The sequence below is a fragment of the Ignavigranum ruoffiae genome, from assembly GCF_900110675.1.
In the GTDB taxonomy this organism is placed as follows: domain Bacteria; phylum Bacillota; class Bacilli; order Lactobacillales; family Aerococcaceae; genus Ignavigranum; species Ignavigranum ruoffiae.
Genome location: NZ_FOEN01000005.1, coordinates 155,878 through 168,603, shown reverse-complemented (window position 1 = coordinate 168,603; position 12,726 = coordinate 155,878). Strand labels below are relative to the sequence as shown.

Sequence of the window (12,726 nt, the reverse complement as noted above, 5' to 3'; positions counted from 1 at the left end):
TGTTTTTGATTGTTTTGTCGTTATTACAATCTTACAGAAATGAGGTCTCTTTTTCTATGAAGACTCGGCGGTTACACAAGAAATTTTACACTATGCTTTTTTCGTGGATAGTGAAATATAAGCATGAACTTGCTATAATTAAGAAAAGGAGAGATGACTATGTTCTACTTTGACTCAACATATATCCTCGTTCTACTTGGGATGGCTTTAGCTATGTTTGCCCAATACCGAGTAAAATCAGCTTTTGAAAAATACCAAGAACTAGAAACCGCTAATCGGGTAAACGGTCGGCAAGCCGCTGAATTTATCTTACAACAAGCTAATATTCCAAATGTTGCTGTCGGTCATATTTCTGGCCAATTAACCGACCATTACGATCCCCGCGACAAGACGTTGAAATTATCTGATGCAACTTATCAATCAACTTCGGTTGCTGCCGTTGCCGTAGCAGCCCACGAATGTGGTCACGCGGTTCAAGACGCTCAAGGTTATTTCTTCTTGAATTTCCGCAATGCCATTGTTCCCGTCGTTCAAATTGGCTCATCATTGGCCATGCCACTGATTTTGATGGGGCTCATTATGAGTTGGGCACAATTGTTCAACTTGGGCTTAATTCTATTCTCACTGGCTTTGATTTTCCAGTTGGTGACTTTGCCGGTAGAATTTGATGCTAGCCGACGTGCCTTAAGCATTCTGCAAGACAATGGGCTCTTCACTCAAGCTGAGATTCCAGCTGCACGAGCGGTTTTAAGGGCGGCCGCTTTTACTTATGTAGCAGCGACCATTTCTACCGCCTTGCAACTCCTACGATTCATCCTCTTGGCAAATAATCGCCGTCGTTAGGATGAGACATTTACTTTTCACAGAAAATAAATAATATAGATCGAAATTCCGAATTATTGTCGTTAACAAGATCAATAATCTTTACTTAATCATGGTTAGAAGTATACGGATGGGCTATGATTGAAGTAGAAATGAGCTACTGCTTATAGTTAGCGTGTTGAAGTCTTGTGAATGAATAATTCGGTTTTTTGTTTAGTTTTTGTCAATTTTTTCGATTTTTATCATTCTTGCGTTGACAAATAGCTTATTTGTAGTAAGATATATCAAGTATATTGTAATGATTACTTCTTAGGAGGAATTTGATGAAAAAATTTGTCAAAGCTTTGTTCGTCGCTTTATTTGTCGCGGTAAGTTTGCCCTTAGCTAATATCCATGCTCAAGGTAAGAAGGTCGTTACGACTTTTTATCCAGTCTATTACTTGGCAAATCGGATTGCAGGGGATAAAATGGAAGTATCAATGTTACTCGATCAAGGACAAGGAGCTCATGGTTATGAATCAACTGCTCAAGATGCGGTAAAAGTTCAAGAAGCTGATCTTTTTATCTATCTTGATGATGAAATGGAATTCTTTGTTCCTGATTTGCTTGAACTGGTCGATCAAAACAAAACCAAGGTGGTTAAAACCACTGAGGGTATGACCTTATTGGCAGGTTCTGACCATGGCGTTGATGAGCATGATCACGATCATGAAGCTGAAGAAGGCCATGATCACGAAGGCGAAGAAGGTCACGATCACGAAGGCGAAGAAGGTCACGATCACGAAGGCGAAGAAGGTCATGATCACGAAGGCGAAGAAGGTCATGATCACGAAGGTCATCATCATGAATATGATCCTCATACTTGGTTAGACCCAATGACCTATGCCCAACAAGCAGAAAATGTTAAGAAAGCCTTCGTTGAATTAGATCCTGATAATGCAGCGACCTATGAAGACAATGCAGCTAAACTTGTTGAAGAATTAACTGCCTTGGATCAAGAGTATAAATCAAGTCTAGCGTCGTTAGAAAAACGGACTATGATTGTTCAACATGCTGCTTTTGGTTACTTGGCTCATGCCTATGATCTTGAGCAAGTGGCGATTACCGGTTTAAATACGACTGAAGAACCATCAGCCCAAGTCATTGCTCAAATGCAAGAGTTTATGAAAGAACAAAACAGTAAAGTTATTTTTGTCGATCCAGCCTTAAGTGAAAACATTGCTCAAACCGTAGCTTCAGCAACGGACGCTGAATTATTACCATTGAGAACTTTAGAAGTTATCACTCAAGACGAAATGAAAGCTGGCGTTGATTATTTCAGTCTAATGCGGGAGAATTTACAAGAATTATTAAAGAATAAATAAGAGAAGGTGACCTAATGTCCTACTTGAAGGTTTCTGATCTTTCATTTTATTATGACCAAGAAAAGGTCCTTGATAAAATTAATTTTGAAATTCAAGCGGGTGAGTTTGTAATCCTGACCGGAGAAAATGGCGCAGCTAAATCTACGTTGGTCAAGAATATTTTGGGCCTTTTAAAACCCAGTACTGGCAAGATTGAGCTTGCTAAGAAAAATATTCACGGGGATAAACTTACGATTGGATATATTGCTCAGAATATTAATTCCTTCAACGCAGGCTTTCCAAGTACGGTTCAACGCTTTGTTGAGTCGGGACGCTATGTTAAACATCGTTGGTTTAAGCGATTAGATGCCTATGATCAAGCTCATGTGGATCGAGCCCTTGAATCGGTTGGTATGACACAATTTCGTCATAAGAAAATTGGCGAATTGTCAGGGGGTCAGAAACAGCGGATTAATCTGGCGAGGACTTTTGCTACTGATCCTGACTTCTTTATTCTCGATGAACCGACTACGGGGATGGATATTGCTTCTAGACGGTCATTCTACCAATTACTTCGACATAGTAGCCAAGAGCATGATAAGGCAATTTTAATGGTTACCCATGCTGATCGAGAAATCGAAGGTTTCTATGACCGCGAGATTCATTTAGTTCGAGAGGAGGGCAGTCCATGGCGATGCTTCAGTTTGACTTCATCCAGCGAGCTTTAATGGCTGGGCTGGCCATCTCTTTTATCACACCTATCTTAGGCTTGTTATTAATCCTACGTCGCCAGTCGCTGATGGCAGACACTTTGGCTCATATCTCCCTGGCGGGAGTAGCCTTAGGTGCCCTCTTGGGGATTCAGCCGACCTGGCCGACGCTACTGATTGTGGTTCTCGCTTCTTTAATTATCGAGTATTTAAGAATTGTATTTGTTGACTTTTCCGAAATATCGGTAGCCATGATGATGGCTACCGGAATGGCCTTTGCCTTGATGCTGGTCGGTTTGAATTCCAACCAAGGAAATTTTCAGATTGAACAGTTCTTATTTGGCTCGATTATTTTAGTTTCTGAAGAAGGGGTTCGCCTATTGATTGCCCTGGCAGTGCTCGTGGTTCTACTCTATCTGATTTTCCGTAAGCCACTGTATGTGATTAGTTTTGATGAAGCTACCGCCAAGACTTTGGGGCTACCTGTTCGTTTTATCTCGGTTTGCTTCTCTGTCTTAACTGGACTTGCCATTAGTGTGATGATGCCAATTGTAGGAGCGCTGTTGGTTTCGGCTCTAATTGTTATTCCATCGGCCACGGCGATTAAGATTTCGCGGAGTTTTGCCCAGGCGATTCTTGTCGGTGTCCTCATTAACCTCTTGGGGATTTTTGCCGGCATATCAGCTTCATTCTATTGGGATACACCTCCTGGTGCTTCTATTACCATGGTATTTATTCTAATCTTTGCTTTAGTTTCTTTAAGTCACCGCATTTTTTCCAAGTTGAATCGGCGAGCTTAAGAAAATCAAAGTCGCAAAGACCAGAGGATTATTCAATAATCTTAGGGTTAACGAAGAAAAGTCAAAAAGAATTTTGAACCGCGTTGATGACTGCTGATATCGTATTTAGCGACCCTATTCTGAACACTCTATTGATGCCATTCACTGTAGAAATTTTTAGTCTATCTTTCAAGTCTGTCTTTCAGCTGAAAGATGGGCTTTTTTATTTTGACATTAAATAGTTGTCTAATGATTCTTTTTCGAAAATTAAGAGTAAATACACCGAACAATTTCTGATAATAGTCTACTAAAGTTCGAATTTTTTTGTATAATAGAACTGTGTGAGGAGGAATAAATAATGGAAGGTAAATCAATGAAAGTAAAGCGAAATCAACGTTTGATCTATTTAACTAACTACTTCGTTGAACATCCTAATCAATTGATTAGTTTGAGTTATTTCGCCGACTTGTTCGATATTGCGAAATCATCTTTAAGTGAGGATATACAATTTATTAAAGAGATCTTTCAACAATATAATCTCGGAGTGGTTGAAACGATAGCCGGTGTATCAGGAGGAGTGATTTATTCTCCTCAGGTTTCTAAAGCCGAACGTCAAGCTTTAATTAATGAGATGACGGAATTGATGACTGATATCCATCGGATTCTGCCGGGCAATTATATTCAACTGAATGACATTTTACAGAATCCTTCGACCCTGATTCAGGCCGCTAAAATTATTGCCGAATATTATCGTCATCAAGAAATTGATGCAATCATGACGATTGAAACGCAGGGAGTTGGCCTTGCTGCTGCCGTAGCCCGTTATTTAAATATCCAATATGTAGTGGTCCGACGGGACTCTAATGAAACTTCTGGACCAACTATTTCAGTAAATTATATTTCTGGTTCCCATCAAACCGTCCGTAAGATGGAATTAGCCAAGAATAGCTTGCAGGCACATAGCCGAGTTCTAATTATTGATGATTTTATGCGTAACGGGGGTACGGTCAATGGCTTGATTTCTTTACTCAAAGAGTTTGATTGCCAGTGCATTGGGACTTGTGTTTTTGCTGAAAATGTTCTGAAACAGAATACCGATTTACCACCATATGAGTCGCTCTTTAAAGTAGAAATTGTTTATAATAAAGAAGAAAAAGCCTTTGAATTGAAGGTTGAAACAGGGACTGTTTTAGCGTAAGATTTGTAGTTGTGAAATAAAGTCTTTGGCAAGAAATAGATGGGAGCTATTCAATGAAAAATCGTTTTGCCGTGATCTTAGCTGCAGGTAAAGGAACACGAATGAAATCGAAAATCCACAAAGTCTTACATTCTCTTCATGGTTTGACCATGGTTGAGCATGTTGTGCGCGCTCTAAAGGGAAGCGAGATGGATCAAATTGTTACCATAGTGGGCTATCAAGCAGATAAAGTCAAAGAAGTCTTAGCGGATCAAACCGAATTTGCTTTTCAAGCCGAACAGTTAGGGACTGGACACGCTGTCCAACAAGCGGAAGATCTATTAGCAGACCAAGAAGGCAATACTATTGTGGTGAGTGGGGATACACCTTTACTCACGGCTGAAACGCTCAAATCAATCTTTGCTTATCATGAAGATTCTGGAGCTAAGGCCACAGTGTTGACAGCATCGGCTCAGGATCCTACGGGTTATGGCCGGGTTATTCGTGATGCCCAAGGCCAAGTCAGTCGAATTGTAGAACAAAAAGATGGCAATCCAGAAGAATTAGCGGTTCAGGAAATTAATACCGGGACTTACGTTTTCGATAATCAATCACTATTTAAAGCATTAAAACAAGTCAACAATCATAATGCCCAAGGCGAATATTATTTGCCCGATGTGATTAAGATTCTCAAAGGTCAGGGCGAAAAGATTGCAGCTTATATGATGGCAGATATGGATGAAGCGATTGGCATTAATGATCGGGTGGCTTTAGCTGAAGCTAATCGGTTAATGGCTCAACGCATTAATCAAAAACATATGCGTCAAGGTGTCACCATGGTCAATCCAGAGTCCACTTACATTGAAGTGGATGTTGAGATAGGCCCAGATACAGTCATCGAAGGCAATGTCTCCTTAAAAGGACAAACGGTGATCGGTGCTGAGGTCTTCATTGGCGCTGGATCAGAAATTGTGTCCAGCCAGATTGCGAATCGGGTTACCATTCGTCAATCGGTTATCGAAGAATCGATTGTGGGCCAAGGAAGCGATGTGGGACCGTTTGGCCACTTAAGACCAAAGAGTCATTTAGGTGAACATGTGCATATCGGCAATTTTGTTGAAGTCAAGAAATCAACCATTGGCAATCATACTAAAGCGGGCCATCTTTCATATATTGGTGATGCTGAATTGGGTCAACATATCAATGTGGGTTGTGGTACAATATTCGTGAATTATGATGGAAAGTATAAGCATAAGTCAGTTATTGGCGATCAAAGTTTTATTGGCTCTGGCGTAAGTATTGTTTCTCCAGTACAAGTCGGACAACGGGCAGTTCTAGCGGCACATTCTAGTATTACCCAAGATGTCCCTGATGAGGCCTTAGCGATTGCTCGCAGCCGACAAACAAATATCGCAAATTATTGGACAAAATTTATAAATAAATAGATGGGGGTATTGCAGTGCTACAAAAACATTATAAGGATCCTAAGTTAAAGATTTTTGCGCTAAGTTCCAATCAACCGCTAGCAGAGAAGATTGCTGCTGAAGTCGGGGTAGAATTAGGTAAGATTTCGGTGGAACGTTTTGCCGATGGTGAGATAAAGATAAGTATCGAAGAAAGTATTCGTGGCGATCAAATTTATGTCATTCAAGGGACCTCGGCTCCGGTGAACGATAATTTAATGGAATTAATGATTACCATTGATGCGCTACGCCGGGCAAGTGCTTCTATGATTAATTTGGTGATTCCTTATTATGGCTATGCGCGTCAAGACCGCAAGGCGCAACCGCGGGAACCGATTACTTCTAAATTAGTGGCCAATATGTTAGAGATGGTCGGTGCCGACCGAATTATTGCCCTCGATCTTCATGCTGCTCAAATTCAAGGCTTCTTTGATGTTCCAGTGGACCACCTTTTAGGGGCACCGCTGCTAGCTAATTATTTTATTGATAATGGTTTGGTCGGTGATGATGTGGTAGTGGTATCTCCGGATCACGGAGGCGTTACTCGGGCCCGTAAGTTAGCCGAATTCCTCAAATCACCGATTGCGATTGTGGATAAACGACGCCCTCGAGCTAATGTGGCTGAAGTAATGAATATTATCGGGGATGTTGAAGGTAAGACGGCTGTTATTATCGATGATATGATTGATACTGCCGGAACGATTACCTTAGCAGCCAAAGCCCTGATTGATCGAGGAGCTAAAGAAGTTTATGCAACCTGTACCCATCCCGTCCTCTCTGGCCCAGCTATCGAACGTCTTGAGGAATCTGTCATTAAGAAGATTATTGTAACGGATTCAATTCAATTGACCGAAGAGAAACAAATTGACAAAATTGAAGTTATCTCGATAGATCAATTGGTGGCAGAAGCGATTAAACGGATTCACGAGAATCGTTCAGTGAGCCCGCTCTTTAAAGAGAAATTCAATATTATTGACTAAACGTTTGTGGCGAGTCGCAAAAGAAGAATGGTCCTAGCAGTTTAATCCACTAAATCGATCAGGTGATAGTAATTAATGAGTAACACTCATCTGTTCGTCTGTTAAAAAGACCAGCCGAATATTTACCCTACAGCAATCAAGGAGAACCTCCATTTATATTTAGCCGCTGCTTCGAAAGCCATGGCTAAATTTAGTGGATCCCCCCAAACACATTGTTTGAAGGATCATGTCTGTGGTGTGAGTATTCGGTTTTTTATTGTTGAATGCTTTAAACGTGGATAACAATACTTAGCGGAACCTGTCTCTGGAGCTGTAAAAGCTTGTTCAAACCAAAATTTATTGGAGTTTTGCTAGGGAAACCCTTATAATAAGCTTAGTTTAATTATGTTCAAGGAAGGAGGAGAAATATGAATAAAAAAAATGATTGGAATAAATTGCTGAAGATAGCTGTTGTCTTTTTTGCCGGCATGTTGGCCTTATTATCCATTTATGCGTCTTTCTATTTAAAATTTATGGGCGACATTCCAGCTAAAAACTTTTCAGCCTTTGAAAGTGCAGATATCTGGATTTTCCTCGCCTTTATAATCATTAATTTACTTTTTGGTACTTATATTTTTTATAATAAAACCATTAGTGATTTGTTTTATTTGACGATTTTAGGTCAGTTGGTCTTGTCTGTCTTGATGATGGCAATCTCTTATGCGGGATCTTGGTTAAGTTTTCCGCGTTCAGTCATTCTTATCAATTTTTTTGTGAGTATTTTTATCCTAGTCATCTACAATTGCACCATGTATAAATTGTATCAATATCTGCGTGGTCAAAAGAAAATAATGATTGTGGGGGCTGAAGACCGCGTTTTAGAAGCGGTCAAAAATTTTGATTTAATGAAAAACCGCCGGCACGAAGTTACTCATGTTGTGCTGAATGCCTATTATGAAAATGTAAAACGTTTTGTCGATGAAGTAGATATTGTCTATCTAACCGGTTATATCGAAGAGAAGGAACGTCTGCAAATCTACGAATATTTGATGCAGAATAATAAAAAACTCTTTATTTCAACCAGTTTTGAGAACTTAATGATGGTTAATCCAAATATTATGAACTTCGAAGATGAAAGTATAATTGAGGTTTCTGGTTTTGAAATTCCGGCGGAAGAAGCGATTATCAAACGGGTCCTAGATGTTGCGGTCTCCTTAATTTTATTAATCATTACCTCACCGATTTTCTTGCTGACGGCAATAGCAATCAAAGCCGATTCACCCGGGCCGGTCTTTTATAAGCAAGAACGGGTAACCAAGAATCATCGCAATTTCAATATCCTGAAATTTCGTTCAATGAGTGCAACCGCCGAGCAGTATACGGGACCGGTCTTAGCCACCTCTAACGATCAACGAGTGACCAAAGTCGGTAAGTTTATTCGCAGTACTCGGATTGATGAACTGCCTCAACTGATTAATGTATTAATTGGTGACATGTCCTTAGTTGGCCCGCGACCTGAGCGGCCATTCTTTGTCGAACAATTTAAGCATTTGAATCCATATTATTCACTCAGACATCATGTGCGGGCTGGAATCACGGGTTATGCCCAAGTTTACGGCAAGTATTCGACGGACTTTAATAATAAGCTAAATTTTGACCTCTTATATATTAAGAATTATTCGCTGGCCTTTGATTTTAAATTGCTTTTCCAAACGGTTAAAATCCTCTTTGATAAGGTATCTGCCCGTGGATTAGAAGAAGTCCTCGATCAAGAATTCGCCTGGGAAGATTATGCCGATAAGATTACAATTATTCGCTAATTATTCTTAACGGCGACTCCCTTATTATTAGCCAAAATTTCGTAAAAAAGGTATAATGCCCATAGGAGGGGAAACTATGAAAAAATTAACAAAAATCTTTTCTTATATTTTAGCTATGATGCTATTTGTTGTTGGAATGGCGCCTGCGGTTTCAGCCCAAGAAACCGATATCGCAACGGTATTAAATGAGATTTCTGCAGCAAATAAAGATATTGAATCTGCTAAAGGAGATCTCAATGCCCATGTCTTCTTTGAGATGGAGGGGACACCAATGATTGACCTCAATGTTTCCGGGCCTTTCATGTATAATGTTGACCCACGTTTTTCAGCCAATACTGAATTGTCAGTGACTGGAACAGTAGCTAATGGAACTGCTGAGGAAAGTGGATCTGAAGTTCAAACCGAAGAAATTAGTGAGCAAGCGGTCCTAACCTTAGTCGAAGGTATGCTCTATGTTTTTGATGGCAAAGAATGGTCTACTCAAGATTTCACGGAGACCGAGAAAGAGATTACCGATGCCTATAACGAAGCTAAGGCTCAAGAAGAATCAATCGATACTGCAGCAGTCAATGAAAAGATGGCTAAGTATTATGATTTAGAAGAAACCGATGATATGTATATTCTTCGTCTAAAAGAAGGCATTGATCCACAAGCTTTCTGGACCGATATGAACGAAGTGCTTGATATTGAAGCAATTAAAGAAGAAGCCATCGCTCAAGCTCAAAAACAAGCAGAAGATCAAGGCGTTGAATTTACCGATGCTCAACGTGATCAAATTGATTACTACTTCAATAATTTCTTAAACTTAGCGGTTGAATTATTTGATCAATTGGAAATGCACTATTCTAAAGATGGTTATAAATTAATGAAGATGATTTTCGCCATGAGTGCGGATGAAACTCATATTGCTAAGGCCTTAGGTATGGATCCAGAAGCCCTAGGTGTTAAGGGAAATGGTCAATTAACCTATGAAATCAACTTCTCTAACCATGGTGAAAGCTTTGATATTCAAAAACCAGCAGACGCCCCTGAACAACCAACCGAATCCATGGAAATGGATGAATCTGGTGATGAGTCTTCAGAAGCCAATGACGAATCTCAAGAAGATTCTGAAAGCGAAGATGCATCAGCAGTTGAAGAAACCACTGTTGAAGAGACTTCTGCTAATTAATTAAATATTCAACATAAGTAGAAGCGGTAACTCATCTTTTTATAAAGTTACCGCTTCTTTGTTAATTAATTTTTAATTATGATACAATAATAGAAACTATATGAAAGAATAACTATGAGGAGTTAATTATGTATCATTATGCTGATGATAGTCTCATGTTGCACACGGATCTATATCAAATAAACATGCTCTATACCTATTGGAAAAAAGGGATTGATCGCCGTCAAACAGTATTTGAGGCGTATTTTCGTAACCATCCTTTTGAGAATGGTTATGCAATCTTTGCCGGTCTGGAGAAAGTGGTTCATTTTATCTCTGAACTGAAATTTACCCAAACGGACTTAGACTACCTAGCTAGTCTCCAACTTTATCCTGAGGAATTTCTGACCTATCTCGCGGAGATGAAATTTGAATTGACGATTCGGTCGATGGTTGAAGGAGAATTGTGCTTTGCTAATGAACCTCTGATCCAAGTCGAAGGCCCCTTAGGCCAATGTCAATTAGTTGAAACAGCCATTTTAAATATTATTAATTATCAAACGTTGATTGCCACCAAGGCGGCGCGGATTCGCTCGGTAGTCGGAGAGAATGATAAATTATCTGAATTTGGGTCACGGCGAGCCCAAGAAATGGATGCAGCCTTATGGGGGACCCGGGCTGCTTATATCGGTGGTTTCGATTCTACTTCAAATGTTCGCGCTGGCAAATTATTCGGCCTACCGGTTTCGGGTACCCATGCTCATTCATTGGTCCAGGCCTACCGTGACGAATATACAGCCTTTAAGGCTTATGCTGAAACTCACCGTGATGTGGTATTCTTAGTTGATACCTACGACACTTTACGTTCTGGCATCCCCAATGCGATCCGTGTTGCTAAAGAAATGGGCGATAAGATTAATTTCTTAGGCGTGCGCATTGACTCCGGTGATATGGCCTATCAGTCTAAGCGAATTCGTGAACAATTGGATGAAGCGGGCTTCCCTGAAGCGCATATTGTGGCCTCCAATGATTTAGATGAGAAAACCATTCTAAATTTACGGATGCAAGGGGCCAAAATTAATGATTGGGGCGTGGGAACCAAGATTATTACCGCTTTCGATCAACCCGCTTTAGGAGCAGTATATAAACTTGTTTCCATTGAAGATGATCAAGGTCATCTGGTGCCAACCATGAAGATATCAAGTAATGCTTCTAAAATGTCAACCCCTGGCATTAAACAAGTGTGGCGGATTACGCGTAATTGTGATGGCAAGTCACAAGGTGATTTGGTAACCTTTATTCATGAACGTCCGGATTTATTAGATGAGTTATTTATGTTCCATCCGGTTCATACCTATATTAACAAGACAGTGGTTGATTTCACTGCCCGTCCATTATTGCAGACTATTTTCGACCGAGGAGTATTAATCTATTCATTGCCGGAAATTGAAGCAATTAAAGAATATGCGAGCAGTAACTATGATCAATTATGGGACGAATACAAACGTATTCTCAATCCGGAAGAATATCCGGTCGATTTATCTCAGGATCTTTATGATGCTAAAATGCAAAGCATTCAGGAAATCAAAAATAAAGTCCGTCAAGAAGTTAAGTCGATTGAGAAAAAGCAAGACTAAAGGAGGCCCTTATGCGACCTTTACAAGCAGAAATCATAAACACGCTAAAAGTCCAAGCACAGATTAATCCAGAAGAGGAAGTTCGGCGAACGATTGACTTTCTGAAAGACTATTTGTTAGCTTATCCTTTTATGCAGTCTTATGTTTTGGGGATTAGTGGTGGACAAGACTCAACGCTCTTAGGCCGGTTGTCTCAATTAGCCATTGAAGAATTGAGACAAGAGACCGGTCGCACAGATTATAAATTTATTGCTGTTCGGCTACCTTATGGCCAACAACTTGATGAAGCTGATGCCCAGGCCGCGCTAGATTTTATCCAAGCCGACCAAGTCATGACCGTCAACATTCAACCAGCTACTGATGCCATGGCTCAATCTTTGGCCGACAGTGGTTTGCCTCTATCTGATTTCAATCGGGGGAATGTTAAAGCTCGCCAAAGAATGATTGTTCAATATGCGATTGCCGGTCAAACCAATGGAGCGGTCTTGGGCACAGATCATGCGGCGGAAAGTGTTACGGGTTTCTTTACCAAATTTGGCGATGGGGCAGCTGATTTAATGCCACTCTGGCGTCTGACTAAGCAACAAGGTCGGCAAATGTTGCAGTACTTAGGGGCAGCTGACCAACTTTACCTGAAGGTTCCAGTAGCTGATTTAGAAAGTGACCGCCCTTTACAGGCTGACGAGGTTGCGTTGGGTGTATCCTATGAAGCCATTGATCAATATTTAACGGGCCTAAGTATTGACGAAATGGATGCTGAACGAATTGAACAATGGTATCTGAAGACCCAACACAAACGACATTTACCGATTACCGTTTTTGACGATTTTTGGCGTAAAGCTTAAGAGAGCAAAGGAGGAAATCAA

Annotated in this window: 11 protein-coding genes; all 11 read left to right on the top strand. The window is 40.3% G+C overall.

Going from position 1 to position 12,726, the window contains the following annotated elements; all coding sequences use genetic code 11:
- Nucleotides 1–159 precede the first annotated feature (159 nt).
- The 11 genes from BMX34_RS05700 (at nt 160) to nadE (ending at nt 12,705) form a co-directional block, all read left to right on the top strand.
- The gene (locus tag BMX34_RS05700; RefSeq protein WP_412457633.1) at nt 160–843 is read left to right on the top strand and encodes a zinc metallopeptidase; all 684 of its coding nucleotides are present in this window, start codon (nt 160–162) and stop codon (nt 841–843) included.
- Nucleotides 844–1,145: 302 nt separating this feature from the next.
- A complete protein-coding gene (locus BMX34_RS05695) occupies nt 1,146–2,186 on the top strand; it encodes a metal ABC transporter solute-binding protein, Zn/Mn family (protein ID WP_092571738.1) in 1,041 nt (346 codons plus the stop codon).
- A gap of 14 nt (nt 2,187–2,200) precedes the next feature.
- Complete coding sequence (locus tag BMX34_RS05690) at nt 2,201–2,893, top strand: metal ABC transporter ATP-binding protein (protein ID WP_092571736.1); 693 nt, start codon at nt 2,201–2,203, stop codon at nt 2,891–2,893.
- Entirely contained in the window at nt 2,854–3,675 is an 822-nt protein-coding gene (locus tag BMX34_RS05685; RefSeq protein WP_092571734.1) for a metal ABC transporter permease, read from the top strand. Before BMX34_RS05690 ends, BMX34_RS05685 begins: the two co-directional genes overlap by 40 nt.
- A gap of 337 nt (nt 3,676–4,012) precedes the next feature.
- Nucleotides 4,013–4,852, top strand: coding sequence for a pur operon repressor (gene purR, locus BMX34_RS05680; RefSeq protein WP_092571732.1), 840 nt, complete (start codon nt 4,013–4,015; stop codon nt 4,850–4,852).
- A gap of 53 nt (nt 4,853–4,905) precedes the next feature.
- On the top strand, nt 4,906–6,276 hold the full coding sequence (gene glmU / locus BMX34_RS05675) for a bifunctional UDP-N-acetylglucosamine diphosphorylase/glucosamine-1-phosphate N-acetyltransferase GlmU (protein ID WP_092571729.1): 1,371 nt from the start codon (nt 4,906–4,908) through the stop codon (nt 6,274–6,276).
- 14 nt (nt 6,277–6,290) lie between these two features.
- Complete coding sequence (locus BMX34_RS05670; RefSeq protein WP_092571727.1) at nt 6,291–7,274, top strand: ribose-phosphate diphosphokinase; 984 nt, start codon at nt 6,291–6,293, stop codon at nt 7,272–7,274.
- A 407-nt stretch (nt 7,275–7,681) separates the two neighbouring features.
- Entirely contained in the window at nt 7,682–9,073 is a 1,392-nt protein-coding gene (locus BMX34_RS05665) for a sugar transferase (RefSeq protein WP_092571725.1), read from the top strand.
- A 76-nt stretch (nt 9,074–9,149) separates the two neighbouring features.
- Complete coding sequence (locus BMX34_RS05660; RefSeq protein ID WP_092571723.1) at nt 9,150–10,244, top strand: hypothetical protein; 1,095 nt, start codon at nt 9,150–9,152, stop codon at nt 10,242–10,244.
- Nucleotides 10,245–10,372: 128 nt separating this feature from the next.
- The gene (locus BMX34_RS05655; protein ID WP_412457632.1) at nt 10,373–11,860 is read left to right on the top strand and encodes a nicotinate phosphoribosyltransferase; all 1,488 of its coding nucleotides are present in this window, start codon (nt 10,373–10,375) and stop codon (nt 11,858–11,860) included.
- A gap of 11 nt (nt 11,861–11,871) precedes the next feature.
- Nucleotides 11,872–12,705 carry an ammonia-dependent NAD(+) synthetase gene (gene nadE / locus BMX34_RS05650; protein ID WP_092571719.1) on the top strand — a complete coding sequence of 278 codons (834 nt, stop codon included), beginning with the start codon at nt 11,872–11,874 and terminating at the stop codon, nt 12,703–12,705.
- Nucleotides 12,706–12,726: the final 21 nt, after the last annotated feature.

What these genes read in the sequence shown, in the direction of transcription:
- BMX34_RS05695 (WP_092571738.1), top strand. Translation starts at nt 1,146, where the DNA reads ATGAAAAAATTTGTCAAAGCTTTGTTCGTCGCTTTATTTGTCGCGGTA.
- BMX34_RS05665 (WP_092571725.1), top strand. Translation starts at nt 7,682, where the DNA reads ATGAATAAAAAAAATGATTGGAATAAATTGCTGAAGATAGCTGTTGTC.
- purR (WP_092571732.1), top strand. Translation starts at nt 4,013, where the DNA reads ATGGAAGGTAAATCAATGAAAGTAAAGCGAAATCAACGTTTGATCTAT.
- BMX34_RS05655 (WP_412457632.1), top strand. Translation starts at nt 10,373, where the DNA reads ATGTATCATTATGCTGATGATAGTCTCATGTTGCACACGGATCTATAT.
- nadE (WP_092571719.1), top strand. Translation starts at nt 11,872, where the DNA reads ATGCGACCTTTACAAGCAGAAATCATAAACACGCTAAAAGTCCAAGCA.
- BMX34_RS05690 (WP_092571736.1), top strand. Translation starts at nt 2,201, where the DNA reads ATGTCCTACTTGAAGGTTTCTGATCTTTCATTTTATTATGACCAAGAA.
- BMX34_RS05700 (WP_412457633.1), top strand. Translation starts at nt 160, where the DNA reads ATGTTCTACTTTGACTCAACATATATCCTCGTTCTACTTGGGATGGCT.
- BMX34_RS05660 (WP_092571723.1), top strand. Translation starts at nt 9,150, where the DNA reads ATGAAAAAATTAACAAAAATCTTTTCTTATATTTTAGCTATGATGCTA.
- BMX34_RS05685 (WP_092571734.1), top strand. Translation starts at nt 2,854, where the DNA reads ATGGCGATGCTTCAGTTTGACTTCATCCAGCGAGCTTTAATGGCTGGG.
- glmU (WP_092571729.1), top strand. Translation starts at nt 4,906, where the DNA reads ATGAAAAATCGTTTTGCCGTGATCTTAGCTGCAGGTAAAGGAACACGA.